The 19,803-nt window shown below is 62.8% G+C and carries 14 protein-coding genes and 1 pseudogene; 11 read left to right on the top strand and 4 right to left on the bottom strand.

Annotation, left to right across the window (positions count from 1 at the left end):
- Positions 1-126: 126 nt before the first annotated feature.
- Positions 127-1,374: a sarcosine oxidase subunit beta family protein gene (locus ABFB10_RS15555; protein WP_347167202.1), complete on the bottom strand. Its 1,248-nt coding sequence runs from the start codon at positions 1,372-1,374 to the stop codon at positions 127-129.
- Between the two features lie 178 nt (positions 1,375-1,552).
- On the opposite strand from ABFB10_RS15555, the gene ccmI reads away from it, so the two are divergent.
- Genes ccmI through ABFB10_RS15540 form a run of 3 tightly spaced genes read left to right on the top strand, consistent with a single transcriptional unit; the run spans position 1,553 to position 3,540 of the window.
- Positions 1,553-2,785: a c-type cytochrome biogenesis protein CcmI gene (ccmI, locus tag ABFB10_RS15550; RefSeq protein WP_347167201.1), complete on the top strand. Its 1,233-nt coding sequence runs from the start codon at positions 1,553-1,555 to the stop codon at positions 2,783-2,785.
- 22 nt (positions 2,786-2,807) lie between these two features.
- Positions 2,808-3,278 carry a Holliday junction resolvase RuvX gene (gene ruvX, locus ABFB10_RS15545; protein WP_023848851.1) on the top strand — a complete coding sequence of 157 codons (471 nt, stop codon included), beginning with the start codon at positions 2,808-2,810 and terminating at the stop codon, positions 3,276-3,278.
- A gap of 10 nt (positions 3,279-3,288) precedes the next feature.
- Positions 3,289-3,540: a DUF1289 domain-containing protein gene (locus tag ABFB10_RS15540; RefSeq protein ID WP_347167200.1), complete on the top strand. Its 252-nt coding sequence runs from the start codon at positions 3,289-3,291 to the stop codon at positions 3,538-3,540.
- A 114-nt stretch (positions 3,541-3,654) separates the two neighbouring features.
- Here the strand turns inward: ABFB10_RS15540 and ABFB10_RS15535 are convergent, their stop codons facing one another.
- Together ABFB10_RS15535 and dusA are read right to left on the bottom strand one after the other, a co-directional pair.
- The gene (locus tag ABFB10_RS15535) at positions 3,655-4,494 is read right to left on the bottom strand and encodes a sulfite exporter TauE/SafE family protein (protein WP_347167199.1); all 840 of its coding nucleotides are present in this window, start codon (positions 4,492-4,494) and stop codon (positions 3,655-3,657) included.
- Positions 4,491-5,500: pseudogene (gene dusA, locus ABFB10_RS15530) on the bottom strand (tRNA dihydrouridine(20/20a) synthase DusA). Before dusA ends, ABFB10_RS15535 begins: the two are co-directional and overlap by 4 nt.
- A 154-nt stretch (positions 5,501-5,654) precedes the next feature.
- Here dusA and ABFB10_RS15525 point away from each other — a divergent pair.
- The 8 genes from ABFB10_RS15525 to ABFB10_RS15490 all read left to right on the top strand — a co-directional run bounded on the left by ABFB10_RS15525 (position 5,655) and on the right by ABFB10_RS15490 (position 19,178).
- The gene (locus ABFB10_RS15525; RefSeq protein ID WP_347167198.1) at positions 5,655-6,755 is read left to right on the top strand and encodes a tyrosine-type recombinase/integrase; all 1,101 of its coding nucleotides are present in this window, start codon (positions 5,655-5,657) and stop codon (positions 6,753-6,755) included.
- Positions 6,756-6,856: 101 nt separating this feature from the next.
- The gene (locus tag ABFB10_RS15520; RefSeq protein ID WP_347167197.1) at positions 6,857-7,984 is read left to right on the top strand and encodes an AAA family ATPase; all 1,128 of its coding nucleotides are present in this window, start codon (positions 6,857-6,859) and stop codon (positions 7,982-7,984) included.
- 11 nt (positions 7,985-7,995) lie between these two features.
- The gene (locus ABFB10_RS15515; RefSeq protein ID WP_347167196.1) at positions 7,996-8,394 is read left to right on the top strand and encodes a hypothetical protein; all 399 of its coding nucleotides are present in this window, start codon (positions 7,996-7,998) and stop codon (positions 8,392-8,394) included.
- A gap of 680 nt (positions 8,395-9,074) precedes the next feature.
- Positions 9,075-11,258 carry a hypothetical protein gene (locus ABFB10_RS15510; protein ID WP_347167195.1) on the top strand — a complete coding sequence of 728 codons (2,184 nt, stop codon included), beginning with the start codon at positions 9,075-9,077 and terminating at the stop codon, positions 11,256-11,258.
- Between the two features lie 2 nt (positions 11,259-11,260).
- A complete protein-coding gene (locus ABFB10_RS15505) occupies positions 11,261-13,300 on the top strand; it encodes a hypothetical protein (RefSeq protein WP_347167194.1) in 2,040 nt (679 codons plus the stop codon).
- A complete protein-coding gene (locus ABFB10_RS15500; RefSeq protein ID WP_347167193.1) occupies positions 13,293-16,160 on the top strand; it encodes a DEAD/DEAH box helicase in 2,868 nt (955 codons plus the stop codon). The genes ABFB10_RS15505 and ABFB10_RS15500 overlap by 8 nt, the downstream gene beginning before the upstream one ends.
- Before the next feature lie 34 nt (positions 16,161-16,194).
- Positions 16,195-17,415, top strand: a complete 1,221-nt coding sequence (locus ABFB10_RS15495; RefSeq protein WP_347167192.1) for a helicase-related protein — start codon at positions 16,195-16,197, stop codon at positions 17,413-17,415.
- Entirely contained in the window at positions 17,391-19,178 is a 1,788-nt protein-coding gene (locus ABFB10_RS15490; RefSeq protein WP_347167191.1) for a DUF1998 domain-containing protein, read from the top strand. Before ABFB10_RS15495 ends, ABFB10_RS15490 begins: the two co-directional genes overlap by 25 nt.
- Positions 19,179-19,472: 294 nt before the next feature.
- Here ABFB10_RS15490 and ABFB10_RS15485 read toward each other — a convergent pair whose 3' ends face one another.
- On the bottom strand, positions 19,473-19,706 hold the full coding sequence (locus tag ABFB10_RS15485) for a hypothetical protein (RefSeq protein ID WP_347167190.1): 234 nt from the start codon (positions 19,704-19,706) through the stop codon (positions 19,473-19,475).
- Positions 19,707-19,803 lie beyond the last annotated feature (97 nt).

The following is a 19,803-nucleotide window of genomic DNA, read 5'->3' as shown; positions in this document are numbered from 1 at the left end:
TTCCTTCTCCATGTTCCGTTGAAGGCGCAACACGGTGGGCACAGGTCTGGTTCCCGGGGGTTCCGGGGTCCGGCGGAAATCCGCGCGGATCCTTGCCGATGGGGGTCTGGGCGGCGTCGGGCCTCATCAGTGCGCCACCCCGGCGGCGACGCTTTCGTCGATGAAGCGGCCTTCGCGGAAGCGGCCCAGCGAGAATGCGTCGCAAAGCGGCGATTGCCCCCTTGCCATCAGTTCGGCAAAGCCCCAGCCAGAGCCCGGGATGGCCTTGAAGCCACCGGTGCCCCAGCCGCAGTTGATGAAGACGCCCTCGACCGGCGTCTTCGACAGGATCGGAGAGCGGTCGCCGGTCATGTCCACGATGCCGCCCCACTGGCGCAGCATCTTCAGGCGCGAGACCATGGGGAAGGTCTCGACCAGCGCGCGGACGGTTTCCTCGATGTGGTGGAAGCTGCCGCGCTGGGTGTAGTTGTTGTAGCCGTCGGCGCCGCCGCCGATCACCATCTCGCCCTTGTCGGACTGGCTCATGTAGCCGTGCACGGTATTGGCCATGACGACGACGTCCATGATCGGCTTGATCGGCTCGCTGACCAGCGCCTGAAGCGCCACGGATTCCACCGGCAGCCGGAAGCCCGCCATGTCGGCCAGAACGCCGGAATGGCCCGCCACCACGATCCCCAGCTTGTCGCAGGAGATGGCGCCGCGCGTGGTCTGCACGCCGGTCACGCGGTCGCCGTCTCGGTCGATGCCGGTGACTTCGCATTTCTCGATGATGTCCATGCCCATGGCCGAACAGGCCCGCGCATAGCCCCAGGCCACCGCGTCGTGGCGCGCGGTGCCACCGCGCGCCTGCCAGAGCGCGCCCAGCACCGGGTAACGCGGCCCGTCCAGGTTGATGATCGGGCACAGCTCCTTGACCCGGCGGGGCAGGATGAACTCTGTCTTCACCCCCTGCAGCGCGTTGGCATGGGCGGTGCGGCGATAGCCCCGCACCTCGTGTTCCGTCTGCGCCAGCATCATCACGCCGCGCGGGCTGAACATGACGTTGTAATTCAGGTCCTGGCTCATCGTCTCGTACAGCGAGCGCGACTTTTCGTAGATCGCGGCAGAGGCGTCCTGCAGGTAGTTCGACCGGATGATGGTCGTGTTCCGCCCGGTGTTGCCGCCGCCCAGCCAGCCCTTTTCCAGCACCGCGACATTGGTGATGCCGAACCGCTTGCCAAGGTAGTAGGCCGTCGCCAGACCGTGCCCGCCCGCGCCGACGATGATCACGTCGTACCGGCTTTTGGGCGCGGCGGGCTTCTTCCAGGCGCGCTCCCAGCGCTGGTGGTTCGACAGGGCTTCCCGGGCGATGGCAAAGGCGGAGTAGCGTTTCATTATGGCTCGAATCCGGTTTCGGCGTGGGTTTCTGGTGGTATGGACTCAAACGCCTCTGGCGCTGCGGCTGCAACCGTCATTCTGACGCGCAGTTGCGACATGGTGCGGCGGCGGCCCGATTGGACCTTTTTTTCAAAGCCCTCCCCGCATACATGAGGCCGGACGAAGGGGAGGCAAGATGCTGTTCTGGATTGTGACGGGCGCGGTGGCGCTGGTGCTGACGGTGGCCCTTGTGGCGGCGCTTTTGCGGGGCCACAGGGAAACCGGCCCGGCCGAGGCCTTCGACCTGCAGGTCTATCGCGACCAGCTGCGCGAGGTCGAGGCGGACGCGGCCAGCGGCAAGGTTCCCCCCGAAGAGGCAGAGCGCCTGAAGACCGAGATCTCGCGCCGCCTGCTGGCCGCCGACGCCAAGGCGCGCGGCACGGCGGCAGAGACGGGCCAGCCGCAGGGCGCGGCGCGCGTGATGGCAGTGATCGTGGCGCTGGTGCTGGTGGGCGGCGGTTTCGGCCTTTACACCTACCTCGGCGTGCCCGGCTACCCGGACCGCCCGCTTCAGCTGCGCATGGAACAGGCAGAGGCGCTTTTGCAGGACCGCACCGCGCAGGCCGAGGCAGAGGCCCGCCAGCCCGCCACCGCGCCGCTGGACGTGCCCGAGGATTACGCCGCGCTGGTCGAAAAGCTGCGCGCCGCCGTGTCCGAACGTCCCGACGACCTGCAGGGCCACATGCTGCTGACCCGCCACGAGGCGGCGCTTGGCAATGCCCGGGCCGCCTACACGGCGCAGCAGCAGGTGATCCGCCTGAAGGGCGAAGAGGCCGAGGCGCAGGATTTCACCGACCTCGCCGACCTGATGATCATCGCGGCGGGGGGCTATGTCTCGCCCGAGGCGCAAAAGGTGCTGGAACAGGCGCTGAGCCGCGACCCCGACAATGGCGTGGCGCGGTTCTACGGCGGGCTGATGATGGCGCAGACCGGGCGCCCGGACCTTGGCTTCCAGATGTGGAACCGCCTGCTGCGCGAAAGCGCCGCCGAAGATCCCCGGGTGGCGCCGATCCGCGCCCAGATCACCGACATGGCCGCCCGTGCCGGGGTGACGAACTTCTCGCTGCCTGAGGCCCCTGCCCCGCTGCGCGGCCCCTCTGCCGCCGATATCGACAATGCCGCCGACCTCAGCGACGAGGACCGCTCTGCGATGATCCGCGGCATGGTCGACGGGCTGCTGGAGCGGCTGGCGACCGAGGGCGGCTCGCCGCAGGAATGGGCGCGGGCGATCTCTGCCCTTGGCGTGCTGGGCGAGGCCGATCGCGCCGGCGCGATCTGGACCGAGGGCAAGACCGTCTTTGCCGGAAACCAAGAGGCCCTTGCGGCGCTGCGCGACGCGGCGGTATCAGCGGGGCTGGCGTCGGAGTGACGCGCAAAGGAGTGGCCCGCCCGTGATCCATGACGAGATTGCCGATTTCGCCGCCGCCCTGCGGCCCATGACGGCGCTGGCCGGGCTGGACCTCGGGACCAAGACCATCGGCGTCGCGGTCACCGATACCTTCCGCACCGTCGCCACACCGCTTGAAACCGTGAAGCGGCGCAAGTTCTCGCTGGATGCCGAACGCCTGCTGGCGATCCTGAAGCAACGCGGCATCGGCGGGCTGGTGCTGGGCCTGCCGCGCAACATGGACGGCACCGAGGGCCCGCGCTGCCAGTCGACCCGCGCCTTCGCGCGCAACTTTGCCGCGCTCTGGGACGGCCCGGTGACCTTCTGGGACGAACGCCTGTCCACTGTCGCCGCCGAACGCGCCCTTCTGGAGGCGGATACCTCCCGAAAGCGTCGCGCCGAGGTGATCGACCACGTGGCCGCATCGTACATCCTGCAAGGGGCGCTGGACCGCCTGCGCCACCTGTCAGCCTGAACGGGACGCGATGAGTGACGAGATCTGGAAACGCCGGGAGATCGAAAGCCCCTGCGTGAAGCTTTGCGTGATCCACCCCGAGGCCGGGCTGTGCACCGGCTGCCTGCGCTCGCTCGACGAGATCGCGCGCTGGTCGCGCATGGACCCCGAAGAGCGCCGCGCCGTCATGGCCGCCCTGCCCGACCGGCAGGGGCATCTGACGCATCGGCGCGGCGGCCGCGCGGCGCGACTGAAGCGGCGCGGGGGCGGCACCGAGGGCTGAGGCAGAGCGCCCGGGGAACCGTTGCGCCGGGCCGTATGTGCGGCTGAGGCGGCAGGCTGCCGGGACACTCTGCGGCATCCATCGCGCAGGCCTCGCACCCGCGCAGGCTCAGGCTCAGGCCCAGAGCGCCTTGCGCAGCATGTTGACGGCGACGATCAGGATGAAGACCGCGAAGAGCCTGCGCAGCAGCAGCGCATCCAGCGCATGCGCCAGTTTCGCCCCCATCGGCGCGGTGATCAGCGTCATCGAGATCGCGATGACAAGCGCCGGGACGTTGACCGCGCCGACCGTCAGGGGCGGCGCCCCGGCGACGTTCAGGAACAGGAACCCGATCACCGAGGGCACCGCGATGACAAGACCGAAGCCCGCCGCCGTTGCCACCGCCCGATGCATGGGCACGCTGTAAAGCGTCATCAGCGGCACGCCGAAACTGCCGCCGCCGATGCCCATCAGCACCGAGAAGAAGCCGACCGTGGGCGACAGCGCCGCCCGGGCGCCGCCCTGCGGCATCTGCGGCATCTGCGGCATCTGCGGCCCCAGCCGCCAGCTTTGCCGCCCGAAAGCAAGGTAGAGACCGACCATCGTGGCCAGAACGCCGAAGATCACCGCCAGCACCTCGGACCGCAGGCGCGCGGCGGCCAGCATCCCCAGCACCGCGCCGATGGCGATGCCCGGCGCCCAGCCCTTCAGGATATCCCAGTCCACCGCCCCGCGCTTGTTGTGCGCATGGACCGAGCGGATCGAGGTCACGATGATCGAGGCCAGCGAGGTCGCAAGGCAGACCTGCATCACCTGCGGCCCGTCATAGCCCAGCCCGTGCAGGACGAAGTAGAAGGCCGGCACAAGGATGATGCCGCCGCCCACGCCGAAGAGCCCGGCCAGCAGCCCCGCCACCGCAGAGGCCGCCATGAGAACCGCCACCAGCGGTGCGAGGGTCGATAGGTCCAGTGTCATGCGGCCTCCTGTCCGGGAATACTGTCCAGCGCCTCCGCGACAAGGCCGGTGCCTGCGCCGGGCCGGCTGGCCCCCTCGGACAGGATCTGCCGCCAGCGCCTTGCGCCCGGGCGCCCGGCAAAGAGGCCCATCATGTGCCTTGTGATCTGATGCAAACGCCCGCCGGACGCAAGGTGGTCGTCGATGTAGGGCATCATGGCCCGGACCACCTCCTCGGGGCTGTCGAAGGGGTCCGGCGCGCCGAACAGGCGGCTGTCGGCGCGGCTCGAGGATGTCCCGTGGCTGGTGATAGGCGGCGCGTCCGATCATGGCCCCGTCAAGGCCGTCCGCAAGAAAGGCCTCTGCCGCGTCAAGCGTGGCGATGCCGCCGTTCACCGACAGGTGCAGCGCCGGAAAGCGCGCCCGCATCGCCCGGACAAGCCCGTAGTCCAGCGGCGGGATATCGCGGTTCTCTTTCGGAGACAGCCCCTGCAGCCAAGCCTTGCGGGCGTGGATGGAAAACCGCGTGACGCCCGTGGCGGCGACGGTCTCGATAAAGGCGGGCAGGACCTCTTGCGGGTCCTGATCGTCGACGCCGATGCGGCATTTGACCGTGACCTCGGGCCCGTCGGGCAGCGCCTCGCGCATGGCGGCAACGCAGGCCGCGACAAGCGGCGCGTCCTTCATCAGAACGGCGCCGAAGGTGCCCGACTGCACCCGGTCCGAGGGGCATCCGCAGTTCAGGTTGATCTCGTCGTATCCGGCGCGCGCGCCCAACCGCGCCGCCTCGGCAAGCTCCACGGGATCTCGACCCGCCCAGTTGCAGCGCGACGGGATGCTCGGCGGCGTGATGATCCAGCAGATGCAGCGCCCCGCCCCGCACCAGCGCTGGCGCCGTGACCATTTCGGTGTAGAGCAGGCTGCGGCGAGACATCAGCCGGTGCAGATACCGGCAATGCCGGTCGGTCCAGTCCATCATGGGGGCGACGGAGAGGCGTGCAGCACGCGCTATCGCTTCTGATCCCATTTTTTCACTGCTTTTCAGAGAATTATACATATTTTATTTCCCATGATTTCCGGACATGGAGATACGTTTTCGGACATTTTGAGCACTCTGTACGCTTGAAGGCGTGCAAGGTGTACGCCTATGTTACGCTGAAGACCAAGACAAAGGGCAAGTCGTGGCTACTATCAGAAAGCTGTCGTCAGGCAAATACCGCATTGAGATCGTGAAGCGTCAGGGGCCGGGAAAGAAGCCGCTTCGTCTCAGTCGAAATTTTTCACGGAGGTCCGAGGCTACGGCGTGGGCCGATGAAGTCGAGAAGCGGCTCAACGCGCCTGGAGGCGTAGAACGCTACCAAGAACGGCAACGTCACGGCTCCCCTACTGTTGGCGATCTCGTCGCCCGCTATGTACGTGATGCAGATGTGGTATATGGCCCTACGAAGAAAGACTATCTCCGGAAACTTCAGAAGTTCGAGTTTGCGTCCCGTATCGCGGAGGACCTTGAATCCGCGGACTGGACCGAGTTCGCAAGAGACCTTCGCCTAGAGGGCCGCCATCCATCCACTGTCGCGGGCTACTACGGCACCCTTGCAGAAGTCATGAAGCTTGCCAGAGCAGCGTGGGGTGTCCGTGTAGACGTGGGCGCCATCACAGATGGACGGTTCGCCGCCAATTCACTCGGCTACACAGGCAAGTCTTCTAAGCGGAGCAGACGTCCGACGCTCGACGAGCTGGATCTACTCATGCGGTTCAGCATTGATGCGCACGACGAGACTTCGACCCGCGTTCCTCTTCATTTCCTGATCGCGTTCGCCGTCATGTCCGGTCGGCGGCAAGCAGAGATCTGCCAGCTCAGGCATGAGGACATCACCCAAGCAACGATCGTTGTCCGTGACATGAAGTCGCCCAAGGGCAGCCGTGGCAATCACAAATCACTCTGGCTTCTTCCGCAGGCGCTGCGGGTCAGCGCAGCACATGACCGCGCATGTGGTCGAGATCCCGATCGCCTCTTCCCTTATCACCCTGACACTGTTTCGCGTCGCTTCACAGAAGCGGTTAAGGCGACGGGGATTAAGGATCTGCATTTCCACGATTTACGCCACGAAGCCCTGTCGTGGCTCGGCGAGACGGGCTGGACTGCGCATCAGATCATGCGCGTTTCGGGACATGCGACATCTCAAATCTTGGATCGGTACATGCAGCTTGAAGCCCCGGGCGACAAGTTCGATCAGTGGGAATGGCTCGAAATTCTCGAGAACCTCGAGCCCCGGTCTTGACCTAGCCCCCCATCGGTCCAATATCGATCACATGGCAAAACGGAACCTCATATCCCTGACCACCTGATCCCACCCGATCTGGTTTTCAAAAAGGATATGTTATGTCTTCCCGTGCCTTCACGCGGTCCGGATACCGCGCTCTTCTCATCGAATACCGCGACTCAGATTACAACGCACATGAACTGTGCCGCCGTCTCGAGCAGCACTACCGCACCCTGCGTCAACGACGCCACGATCGTCGGCGCGCGGCAATCGAATCTGGTCTAGAAGACCCCTACCCTCAGGACGAATTCCTTGGTGACGGCGAAATCTGGATCCCAAGCGATGTCCGCTCGCGCATCGAGCGTCGGGTGAAACTCTATCAAGAGCGCCGCGTGGACCTGGCCGGCATCGGTCACCTCCGCGCATCCGAGCGGACGACTATCAAGAAGCTGACCGGCGGAGTCCGGGTCTCACATGTCGACGAAGCGATTGCTGATGAAATCGCGGCCAGCTTGCATGACCAATTTCCGTGGATGTCCGCAGCGACGGATATCGCATGGCAGAATCTGCGCCTCTCGGCGAAGCGTGGCACGCCCGCGCGTGTCGGTCCCCTCATTCTTGACGGGCCACCGGGTATCGGCAAGAGCGCCTGGGCACGCCATCTGGCTTACTTCCTCTCCGCGCCATCCACGGAGATCGATGCCGGGGCGAGCAATGCTTCGTTCTCCGTCGCCGGCGTTGAGCGAGGCTTCAATTCAGCTGAGCCGGGTCGCCCTATCCAAGCGATCATCCAGCACCACCATGCTGGCCCGATCATCGTCGTGGATGAGATCGACAAGGCTGGTCAAATGCACTCGTCTCGGGGTGGTCGAATTAGCCTCCCAGACGCGCTACTCGGGCTCTTGGAGCCCAACACTGCTGAACGGTGGACTTGCCCAGCGTATCGCCTGCCCTTCGATCTGAGCGCTATCTCGTGGATTCTGACGAGCAACGATCTGCAGATGGTCGCCCAACCTCTGCTCTCCCGCTGTGACATTGTCCGGTGTCCGCCCCTTCGCCTGGAGCAGATCCTGACTTTCGCATCCCGGGAATGTCATCGGCGGGACCTGTCCGTGCCAGCGAAAGAGGCCGCGCTGGAAGCTCTAGACCAGTTCTCGATGTCTTCGCGGCGACCAGTCGACCTACGGGATGTCAATCGACTGCTAGATCGCGCAGCCGCGCTTCAAGCGCGCCCGATGCTTCACTGAAGGGAAAAGAGATGAAGCTCCTGTTCTATCCTGCTCGTCTGACGTTTTACGCCGTTCTCTTGATCGCGCACGCCGCATTCTTCCCCCTGGCTCTCTGGCATTTCGTTCCCGAACTGTCGGTCGATCTGTTCGGTTTCAAGGTCTACGGCTGGCCGACCGTCTTCTTCGTCATCGCGCTGTTCATCGTCGGTGTGTCGCGATGGGCTGGCGCATTGCCTGACAACCCCATCGGACCGATCTGTTTCGCAATGGTTGCTATCCCGACAATCCTCCTGAGTCCGTTCCTACTCATCCTCCCTTTCACCGTCCTGATGTGGATTGGTGTGGGCGGGTGGGAGATCGTTCACGAGATTTGGCAACCAGTCGCGCTCGCTGCTTTCATTGGTCTATACGTGCAGTTTGAGGATTGAAAAATATTCCAAACCGACTGAGCAAGGAGCTCCCATGATCGTTTAACAATTCCCAGGTGTGGATGACATTATTAAACGATCATGCATAACAACGTTATCCGGATATAGATCAAAGTCACCGTGGCTCTTTTTCTCCAGTTCTTCGAGCCCACGCCTTGACCTAACTGACTGCTTCCTCGACTGTATTCCTCAATTGAGGAAGCTATGTGCAGTCATGACGCAACCAGATAATGCCGCGAGCCTTAAGTGGCAGTCGTAAAAGGCCGGGTTTCGAAGAACGCTTCGACGATACGTGAGGGAGACCCTCTTCGAGACGTGCATTTTTGGGAAAGGAATCTCAAGAGGCACTATTTTTTGACCTTGGGCCCCTACGGGGACACGCCGATGCGATCTGTTGATGCGACTCCTGAAGAGTTGCGTCAGGCGATCGACCGAGAGGATCTCTCTCCCGAGCAGGTAGCCCAAGCCTTCTGCCGGTTGTTCACCCGCGACAATGTCCGGAACTTCTTCCCCCCGATGCCTTCTCTGGCGACGGAATCCGGGCGCTGAGGGCGCTTCGGTTCTTTATCCTGACTTGCCATGTCACGGCCACGTCGCATGGGGCGGGAGCGACGCAGAACTTCCGTATCCGTCTTGGCGAGCTTCTTGATGGGGGCGAACTTGAACAGGGCGTAAGTGGCGTGAACCAGATGTGGCGCGCCCTTGCGTCTGCAGTGGATCGTAAGCGTCAACAGGGCGAGCCATGGCGCCGGATCGTTCTCCCTGATCCCGGACGGGAAACCCTCATCGGACATGCCCTGCGTCTTGCCAAGCCGAGCTGGGTGGACCGTCGTGCGCTACGCGCCGTCATGAAGAGGCTTCCTGAACGGACTTTCGAAGACCGGTTCACCCTGCTCGATGCGATACATGCCCGCCAGGCGGAGCTTCCCTTATGGCTGAAGAGCGAGGTGAGGGAGCTGCACAAGAGCTACCGGGCCGCACCCGCCGCGCTTTTCGGCAATGCGACGTGGCAACTGATTTCCAGCATCGCGTCGGACATGCTGCAGAGCGGAGAGAAGCGGCGCGCGCCGCTGTGGCAGCTTACTACCGTCTTCTCCGGATGGGACGGCGACCAGGTGGACCTCCAGCTCGCGCGCGGCATGCGCGAAGCCGATCTTGCCAAGCCGATCTGGACCCGGGACATCGGTACAGCCGACCTCCACAGGTACATGACTTCCGACAGCCGTGTGCAGGCCATGTGGAACTCCGGCGCTGTCCTATTCCAGCAGGCCGGCGGCGCTTCCCGGACGGTCGGACACCGGCCTCCGCGCGAGGATCTGCGGACGCTCCTGCTCACGCGGCTCCCCCGCATCCTCTCGGCCTGTCCCACGGTTCCGGTGGGCGGCGGCTGGCATGCGACCAGGCCCATGAGCCTGCAGGAGGCGCGCGCTCTGCAGGATCCGAAGGGAGCTGCCCAACAGATCGCGGAGAGCACGCCGCCGCCACTGCGTCTGGAGGGCGGGATACGTTTGCCCAATGGATACCTGCTCGGTCGTCCGGGATACTTCCCCACAGTGCATCTGTCAGGCAGCCTCCCACCTCGCGTCACTATGCAGGGAGAAGAGCAGAAGCAGCGAAATCTGACCTTCGAGGCGACTGCGGAGGACGGTGTCTTCAGGATCGTATCGCCGAAACCAATACATGGCATCTGGACGCTGAGCCGGGACAAGCTGCAGGAAGAGCTGCCTCTGCGCCTTCTGCCTCGTTGCACTATGAGGACGGAGTGGCCCGCCCGGGCAAAGACGGCGCGGGGGATGACAGAAATGCAGGCGGATGTCACGCAGCCGGTGGCGACATTGCAGTTTGAGGAAGCGTCTGCCCATGACACCAGGGGATTAGAGTCTCCCCTGACCGATGCACTGGAAGCGCTCTACTGTCGCGGAAAGGTCTCCCGGAGCGAGGGCGAGGTGGTCGATCTCCTCTGCCGCGTGCTGCCAGAGACGCGCATGGTCTGGGATGCGCTGCGCTCGCTTGAGGAGGCGCGTTGGCTGGAGCGTGATGTAAATCGCACGTGGCGGGGCCGGAAATGGCGCCTGCTACCGCCACAGATCAGCGCGACCTCGGAGAACACCGCGATTTGCGAGGGGGCCTGGGGAGAGGCGGAACTTGAAAAACTGAACGCCCTGTCGACCGAACGCGGCATTAAGATGATGCAGATCCGGTCTGCGCCCTGGTCTGCACCTCTCGTCCGCCTTGAAGGGCGCGGGCTGAACCGTCTTGCGACCTTTGGCAAATGGGCCTTCGAGACAGTTCCCGATCAGATGCCCCTTGCCGCGGCCCCGGACTGCTGGCTGCCAGATCGCCGGGAGGGGATCGGGCATCAGGTGGTTGGTCGATGGTCTGAGAAACACAGGCATTTCCTGCCTGCAGAGGCCGTCCCTGCGGCCAGCGGCGCGCGTCTGGAGCGTCTCGGGCGCGATGACGATCAGGATATCTACCGCCTCACTGGGGTGGGCGCCGACCTACTGCTTGAGTCCCGCGTGGCGGCGATCCTTGAACATCACCGCCGGAGTGGCATCGCTCTATTCCAGCCGGATGGTGAAGGGCTGAGCCGGTTCTGCAAGGACGGTCACCTGCCTTTGGAACTGGCCATCTTCCTGCGGCGTGGGCATGCTGCTCAGACCGGTCCCGTCCTGCAAGCGGACGGCACGTGGACCTATCGCTATCCTGCCAGTGCCACCGATCTCGCTGCCCTGTGGCATGTCTATGGCCCTGCCCTTTCCGGCAGCCAGGCACATGGCCGGCCCGCCCGTTCCGTACTGCACTCCTTTGGGGATGCCCGCCGCCGCGGCCTACGCCCCAACCTGCTTCCTCAAGGTCTTTGAACGTGTCTGACAATCTTTTTATCGGTTACTGCGAATACGAGCCCTGCAATCACACGCGGATCATCTGCGAAGCTGTCGCACAGAATGGGGGCTGGCAACATGCTGAGATGGAGCGCTTCCTGCCGCCCCTTGGAAAGGTCTTTGCGCCATCCTTGGCCCTTGCACGTAAGGGGCAGTATCTTGCCGTTACTTCCAAGCCCAACCCACGTCCCGTCGATGCTGAACGAGATCAGTTCATCGTCGACCAGCATTCGAGCCCTCGCGAGGTTATCGATATGCGGGGGGTGCCTCTGGAAGAGATCCGTTACAAGGTTCTCGATACCGGATTTGATGATCTTCCCTACGGCACCGAAGAGCTCATCCTGGCTCTGAGCTCGAACAAATGCGTGCCGGTCCGGCTTGCTCGTGATGTGCTGACGAACAGGCTTGTCGCGCAACCGGGAACATTCAAGATCCATGTATTCGATGACCGCCTGTTCGAGGGCATGCGCCTGAACGGACGTTGGAGAGAAGTACCCGGCGAAACGGTCGGTATCGAAATTCAGCACATCGATTGGCTGGATGACCGTAGCCTTCTGGAGGAATTGCTGAAGAAATTCCGGAAGAGCTCAAGCGGTCCGTCGCGACGTGAGGAAGAAAACATCATCCGGCAACTTGTAGCCATGGAAGCTTTCCAGAAAGAAACGTGGGCCGATACCGAGTGGCTCGACTGGACAACCTGCTTCATTGGACGAATCCAAGATCATGTCGCGACCATTCCACTGATCGCAGAACATCTGCTGGAGACACCTGAAGTACGCGCGCAGGTGGAAAGCAGCTTGGCTGCTCGGACCAAAGAGCTTGAGGAGGAGATGAGGGAGGAGATCCGGGAGTCCCTCTCCTCTGAAATGTCAGATCTCGAGATCCGGAAGGCCTCGCTCGCCGAGGCTCTGGTCGAAGCGGAGGCGGGACTCGTCGGGCGGCGTGCCGAGATCGCGGGGATACTGGCGGAAGAGGAGGCGCTACTAGAGCTCTGTCGTCGGGAGGCGGATGAGCTACGCGAGCAACAGGCCACACTCCGGAGCCAAATCGCCAAAGAGATCGTGGCGCTCGGGGGCGCACTGGAAGATGCAAGCATGGAGCGTGACGAAACCTTCGACGCCATGCTGGACCGGTTCCGATCGGCTGTAGGTGCCGATGCCGGGACATTAACTCCGACCAACCCGACCCTTCCTCCCTGGATCGCCCCACGGCGCGGCGCCGCAGAGCCGCTTTCCATCGAGGCCTTTGCCAAAAAGCTCAAGCGGATCGCGAACGAGGTCGGCATAAGCGAGGATGATTTCGAATACTTCGACCTCGCCCTGCGCTCGGGGGCATGTGCTGTTTTGCCAACGCCGGCGGCTGAGCGGATGATGCCGGGCTATGCGCGTCTCGTCACTGGCGGTGAGATCTTCCGCGATGTGATCGGCCCCGGCACAATTGCTCTGGACGACCTCTGGACACGCCCTGGCAACGGTGAGCCTGGCGGGCTACGGATGGCATGGACGGCAGCGCGGCGCACACCTGAGCGGTATCACCTACTCTGGCTTGATGGGCTCGACATGGCGCCGATGAAACTCTGGCTGCCAAGTCTACTCGACATTCTGCGCGGCCCGGAGCGCCCCCGCAACCTACTGATCTCTATGAGCCTTTCCGCGCGGCCTGCAGACTACAGCATGACTTGGCCCGAATTGACCCAGTCTGCTCTCTGTCTCGCCCCGGCCCTGCAGGTTGCCTCGGCGGGGAGCTTGCTGAGAGAGGCTTCGGGACGTGAGCGGCAACTTCATTTCCTGCCCCACGCGCCCCACGATCTCCTGGAAAAGGACGCACTTGAAGACCGTATCGCGGACAGTGAAATTGGGACGCCCGTTGAATTGGCGTTCGAGATCGGTCTCCACCGTGCCGCCTGCCTATTTGGCGCGTCGGAGGAGACCATTTCAACGCGCGTGACACGACTGAACGGATTGCGTCGCACTGGTGAGACATGGCTGAACGGCCTTCTAAAGGAGCAAGAAAATGCTTGATCCCCTCGGCGCCCATGGCGAGATCTTGAACCTATTTCTGTCCTACCTCGACACAGCCTACCGGATAGGCCGATCCGATCTCGCAGCAGCGCGCCGAGAGCTGCTTGCGGCACCGGATGGGCTTATGCCGGAGCCCTTTCTCGAGCCAGTGCCGCGCTACCGTGCCTCCGATTTGAGCTTCGAGGATATGGTGACGGCTGGAGCAGGATCCCCGTTGTGCGATTTCTCGGAGGAAGAGCGCGTGGCGATCGTGGAGATGTTCCTTTCTGGCCTCTTCCCGGGTGACGAGAGTGATGGCCGCTTGGCACGCCGCTCCCAATTTGCGCCCTATAGCCATCAGGTAGAAATGCTCACCCGCGGCTTACGACCTGGACAACCCGGCATCGTGACTTCCGGCACGGGTTCGGGTAAGACAGAGTCCTTCCTATTACCAATCCTCGCCAGCATCACGGCAGAAGCGACCCGCTGGCCTGCGCCGGCGCCCGGGTATTGCCATACAGATTGGTGGAAGGCGTCCCGCAACGAGACGATTATGCCGGATGGTAAGACGCGGCAGAAGACCCCCGAATTCACTCCGCATAGGGGAGCGGAAGGGACGGGAAGACCTGCGGCGTTGCGTGCTTTGCTACTCTATCCGATGAACGCGCTGGTCGAGGATCAGATGGTCCGCCTTCGTAAAACGCTCGATAGCCCCGAGGCGAAAGCGACATTAGACCGGCGCGCTCGCGGCAACCGGATCTTCTTCGGGCGCTACACCTCTGCGACACCAGTTCCCGGCCATCTGAGCCACCCACGGCGGACTGATCAAGGTGAGAAAAACGCGGCGCGGACGCGTAAACGCAAGGCCGCTCGGATGCTTCGAGAAATCGCTGCGGATCAGGAACTCGCCCGCACTTACGATCAGCAGAATCCGGACCAGGATCCTACACGCTACCTGTTCCCGTCTATCGACGGGGCAGAACTCGTTTGCCGTTGGGACATGCAACAGACGCCGCCGGACATCCTAGTCACGAACGTCTCGATGCTCAGCGCCATGTTATCGCGTGAGGTCGAGGCGCCGATTTTTGACGCTACCCGAGATTGGCTGGCGCAGGACGAGGATGCTTATTTCTATCTCGTTCTCGACGAGCTCCATCTGATCCGCGGCTCAGCAGGGACCGAAGCCGCGGCGCTGATGCGCCTGTTGATCACCCGTCTCGGACTGGACCGACCAGAGCTCCGGCACAAACTACGTATCCTCTCCTCTTCCGCCTCGCTGCCACTCGAGGGCGCCGAACGGGAGCAAAGCCTGAAGTACCTGTTTGATTTTTTCGGTCCATTCGGCACCTATTCCGCCGGGGCCGAAAACGGAGCGACGAGTCCCGAAGACTGGGCGGACAGCGTGGTTCCCGGCACGATGCAACTTCCGGAGCGGGGGTCCGGGATTCTCGATTCGGTCCCCTTCTCGGATCTGGCGCGTCTCCTCTGCCCCGAAGGGCACTTCACCGGAACGCTGAATTACAGGCCGGGCGAGGAACCGGCCCCGGACGAGATCGTGTCTCGCTGCGGACGCGCGCTGGGAACACCGAGCGGCGCAGTCACGGATGTCGCCACGCAGGCTGGACGGCGTCTGGCCGCCGCCTGTGTAGACAAAAGCGGCGCATTGAAAGCCGCTCCGGCCAGACAGATCAGCGAGTCTCTCTTTGGCACGACGGCGGATCTTCTGGCTCTGCGCGGCCTGACCATACTGCGAGGGATGGGAGACGGACAAGACGATATGCCGGGCGATGTCCCAGCCTTCCGTCTACATCTCTTTCTCCGAAACCTCGAGGGGCTGTTTCTAAGCCCGACGCTGAATGATGCAGGCAAGGTGGAGTACGAGAACCTGACTGTGGAGCGCGGTGCAAGCCATGCGGAGACCTCGCGCGGAACGCAGAGGATGTTCGAGCTTTACTACTGCGAGGTTTGCCATGCCGAATTCATCGGCGGGAGACGTGGGCAGACATCAGATTTTACGGCTAGGACGGAAATTCTGCCGACAACGAGCGATCTCGAGGGACTGCCTGACATCGGCGGCGAAACAGACTACGAAGCGCTGAGCCATCAACAGTTTGTGCTATTCCTGCCTAGGCGCACGCAAGTGCAGGTCAGTGAAAACGAGGATGAGTCGTGGCGCGACGCCTGGCTGGATCCGTCCAATGCCCAGCTTCTCGATACGGCGCCAACTGCGCAAGATGGGTGTATTCCCGGTCGCATCTTTATCCTCAAGGGGCAAGCCGCCCGTCACCCCCGTTCTGCCGGTCCCAATGGTTGCCCATGCTGTGGAGCCGACTATTTTCGGCGCAGTGAGAAGTTCCGCAAGTCACCGATCCGTAGCTTCCGCACCGGTTTTGCCAAAACCTCGCAACTCCTAGCTTCCGAACTGCTCGAACTCCTGAAACGATCGGGCACCCAGCCCAAGGCGGTTGTGTTTTCGGACAGCCGGCAGGATGCAGCGCGCGCGGCCATCAACGTCGAGCGTGGGCACCACGACGATATCCGCAGGCGTCTGCTCGTGGAGGCGATGCGGGAATTGGCTAAGGCTCCAGCGGTGGACGTCGAAGACTTGCGTCGGCAGAAGAGGGAGGCGGAAGCGGCAGGTGATTATGACCGCGAGGATGATCTCCACGAACAGATCAAGCAGGCGCGAAACGCGGGCGATCCCGATCGTATCCCGCTCTCCGAGATCATCGAGATCGCCGACTCTGGCAGGCCAGCAGCAGGGCGGCTGCTTGCGGGCATGGTCCGCATCGGCATGCATCCAACGGACGACACCGGCATCGAACGCCTGAAGGGGGGAGAACGGCTCTCGCCGCTTCTACGACTGGTTCGAGCTATTTGAAGAACCCGGTGGTGTCCCCACTTGGGCGCGTAACGTGGACGTCCAAGATAAGGGTGCTGCGCGCAACCAGGTTGCAGGTGAACAACGCACACTGGTTGAGGATGTAATTTTCTCACGCAACTACTTCGCGCTCGAGGAAACCGGGATCGGTTATCCCTGCCTGACGGGAAAAGCGGGACCTCGTAGTGACCGGCTCGATGCCCTGCTCCGCGTCCTGGCCGACAGCTACCGCGTGCAAGCCAACAAGTGGGTCAAGGATGACATCAAGGAGTGGCACGAAGCCCGGGATATCACGAGCCGGCGCGTTCGCGCCTTCCTCAACGCCCTCGCTCTGCCGGAGGAAGAGATCACCGGTCTGCTGGACGAGTTGAAAGGGCTCGGTCACGGCGGCGGGATCATCCGGATCGAGCGGCTCTTCGTAAAGGTCGTTCCTCCCGATGCACCGGTCTTCGAATGCCAGACCTGCCATCGCGCACATCTGCACAAAGGGTTCGGACTCTGTACCCGATGTCACGCTCCACTCCCAAGGGAGGCCAATGCCCAGGCCCGAGATATCCGGGAGCGCAACTACATTTCGCGCAGGCTCGAGACCGCGCTGGGCGAAGATCAGGGTGTCTTCCGGCTTCGGTGCGAGGAATTGACTGGACAGACCGGCTCGCCTGCCGACCGGTTGAGGCGCTTCAAGGGGATCTTCGTTGATGCGGCTCCCGATAGCCTTATCCGGCGGGCAAGAGAGATCGACATGCTGTCTGTCACCACGACCATGGAAGTTGGTATCGACATCGGCGCCCTACAGGCCGTCTACCAGGCAAACATGCCGCCCCAGCGGTTCAACTACCAACAACGGGTCGGGCGAGCGGGACGGCGTCGTCAGGCCTATTCGATCGCGCTGACACTCTGCCGCGGGCGCAGCCATGACCTGCACTACTTCCGCTATCCGAAGGCCATCACAGGAGATGCCCCGCCACCACCGTTCCTGACGCAGGATCACCTTGATATCGGGCGGCGTCTGATACGAAAGGGCTGGCTTGCAGCGGCCTTCGCGGGCCTGCGTGCGGCGCAGGGCGCGGGCTATCCAGGCGACATGCTGCACGACATCCACGGCGAATATGTCCCGGTCGGCTCCTATTTCGCGACAGGGAGCGGCTGGCAAGACCTTCTGCGTGAGGCACTCGAGCGCTCCATCGACACACGAGACCGGCTGGCCGCCAGCATCGGCGCTGGCTACCAGTGCCGCGCGGTACCGACTTCCTGACGAGCCTGTCCCCGAAAGAGCTGATCGACGCCATTGAGGCCACGCGTCCACCAGCAGGCGGGGCAGCGCCCGAGGGTCTCGCGGAGCATCTCGCAGAAGCGGGGCTGTTGCCGATGTTCGGCATGCCAACCCGCGTGCGCAATCTTTACGTCGGTCCTAAGGCCTCGTCTCGGGATGCCGCCGGCTGGGACACCGTGGACCGAGAAATTGATCTCGCGATCTACGAATTCGCCCCAGGTCAGACGCTTGCACGAGACAAAATGTTGCATACCCCCGTCGGCTTCACGTCGCCCCTAGGCCTGTTGCGACGAGGCAAGCATGGAGACTGGGAAATTACACCCGCCCCACTAAAGGAGTGGTGGAGCGAGACGCAGACGATTGCGGATTGCGAGAAGTGCAACGGTATCACGATGATTCAAGCCGGTCAGAACATTTCCGAGCTGACCTGCGCCGAGTGCGGCCATCCTCTCTCCGGCGAGGCCGTCGAGACCTATCATTCCCCTGCTGCCTTCCGGACGGATTTCAAGCCGCAGAAATCGGACGGAATGGAACAGTTTCCCCCGCTGCTCCGCCGGGAAACTGCCTCCATCATTTCGCCGATGACCGCCAGCGATGTACCCGGTGCCAACATGATCCTTTCGTCGGGGTCGGAAGCACAGATCATCCGGCGGAATCGCGGTCCGCTCGGGAAGGATGGCACGCCGGAACCTTATTCGCTTGTTTCCCGGACGCAGGGACAGGCATGGTTTGAAATGGAGGGTGGAAAGCCGCAGAAGGTCTCGCGAGTACCGCATCAGGCAATCTTGGAGACCACCTCCCGTCAGGCCGGCTCATGGTTTGAGGAGCAGGATGGGTTCGCCCCCCACTCCGTCCGACTCTTCTCGCGCAAGCGCACAGATGCTCTGACGATCACGATGCAGCGTATGGCCCCCGGCCTAGCCCTCAACCGGATTGGCGGTAACAGGAAAGATGTCACCTTAACCAGTCTACGGGCGGCGGCGATCAGCGCAACCCACATGCTGATCCAGCGTGCCTCATTGGCCTTCGACATCGATCCCGACGAGTTCGAGCCTCTGGAGCCACGATCAAACGATGATCGCCCGGTTCTCCAGATCGCGGATGTACTGGTAAACGGCGCAGGCTTCTGCCGTCGGCTTGCAACGAGCATCGGAGACCGCCCCCTCGTCGCTACCCTAATTCAGTCGATGCTGAACGATCCGGAAGACCCGCTGACCTCCCGTTTCCAAGCTAAAGCCCACCGTCGGGACTGCGGCCTGGCTTGCTATCACTGCATCCAGAGATACGGGAACCGGCACTATCACGGCCTTCTGGACTGGCGTCTCGGGATGAGCTTCCTGCGCTGTCTGAACGACTCTGCCCATGACGTCGGCCTTAACGGAGACTTCTCGGTACCGGAGCTTTCGGATTGGAGGACGCTTGCCAACCGCGCCGCCGAGGATCTGCGCCGTCTGTCACCTTCGACCCGGCGTATCGTTCAAATCGGTCCGAATGCTCTGCCTATGGTGCTCTGCGACGAGGCGGGACATGAAGAAGCTTTCGCGATTGTTCATCCGTTCTGGGACCGAGCCATGCTGACAAACCGCCTAGCGGAGCATCTGGATCCAGGCTATTCGCTCTATCTAATCGATACGTTCGAGGCGTCCCGCAGACTTCTAACAGCAGTGGATCACACGCGATCCGTGCCGAATGCGCGACCGACGCATACTGACGATGCCGGATGGTTCGGTTCAAATGACAGATAGGGTTTACCGTGCCGTAGGAACTGGTTTTCCTTCAAGACAAGAGCGCCTTCGACCCGATCGACAATCTGCGTGTCGCTGGCCCCCGGCGGACCGGATAAGACCTGAGCATGACCCGTAAACCGCGGCTTCCGATGCTCATCTTGATCGCTGTACTTTCAGCGATGTTCGTCCCGAGCCTCTCTTGAGGCCCCGTGTTCCATCGCCTCCAAAGGCCCTGTAGGCACCTCGGACACCCTACGGGCATCTTCCGGGCCGCTCCGCTTCAACCCCCTACCTTGAGTCCCGGCAGGGGCCTCAGAGGGACAGACTGTTACACGCCGCCTGCGCACGGGCCTGAATGAACGCGTCCCGGAACTCCGCGCCCTGTGTCTTGTCGTATCCCATCAGCGCATCGACAAACCCGGCCATTTTCTCGAGCTGCTCTGTTGTCCCGTCCATCCCCGCAATATAGCGCCCAAGCTCCCCCGGAGTTTTCTGGCTGATCTGCTCTTGGCTGAACTGAAAGCGCGCCTGGTCTACGTTGGTCATCTCTTTTCTCCGTCTCTGTTTCAGATGACGTATGCGCCAGATTCTACTGTTCAACTCCAGGCCCCACAAACAGGGGACAGATTGCCTTGTCGCCTGA

Origin of the sequence: Ponticoccus litoralis (genome assembly GCF_039769985.1) — a bacterium.
Classification (GTDB): domain Bacteria; phylum Pseudomonadota; class Alphaproteobacteria; order Rhodobacterales; family Rhodobacteraceae; genus Ponticoccus; species Ponticoccus litoralis.
Note: the sequence above shows the minus strand (reverse complement) of the source record. Positions and strands in the feature narration are given on the sequence as shown.

What these genes read in the sequence shown, in the direction of transcription:
- ABFB10_RS15555 (WP_347167202.1), bottom strand. Translation starts at nt 1,374, where the DNA reads ATGAAACGCTACTCCGCCTTTGCCATCGCCCGGGAAGCCCTGTCGAAC.
- ccmI (WP_347167201.1), top strand. Translation starts at nt 1,553, where the DNA reads ATGCTGTTCTGGATTGTGACGGGCGCGGTGGCGCTGGTGCTGACGGTG.
- ABFB10_RS15540 (WP_347167200.1), top strand. Translation starts at nt 3,289, where the DNA reads ATGAGTGACGAGATCTGGAAACGCCGGGAGATCGAAAGCCCCTGCGTG.
- ABFB10_RS15535 (WP_347167199.1), bottom strand. Translation starts at nt 4,494, where the DNA reads ATGACACTGGACCTATCGACCCTCGCACCGCTGGTGGCGGTTCTCATG.
- ABFB10_RS15520 (WP_347167197.1), top strand. Translation starts at nt 6,857, where the DNA reads ATGTCTTCCCGTGCCTTCACGCGGTCCGGATACCGCGCTCTTCTCATC.
- ABFB10_RS15515 (WP_347167196.1), top strand. Translation starts at nt 7,996, where the DNA reads ATGAAGCTCCTGTTCTATCCTGCTCGTCTGACGTTTTACGCCGTTCTC.
- ABFB10_RS15500 (WP_347167193.1), top strand. Translation starts at nt 13,293, where the DNA reads ATGCTTGATCCCCTCGGCGCCCATGGCGAGATCTTGAACCTATTTCTG.
- ABFB10_RS15485 (WP_347167190.1), bottom strand. Translation starts at nt 19,706, where the DNA reads ATGACCAACGTAGACCAGGCGCGCTTTCAGTTCAGCCAAGAGCAGATC.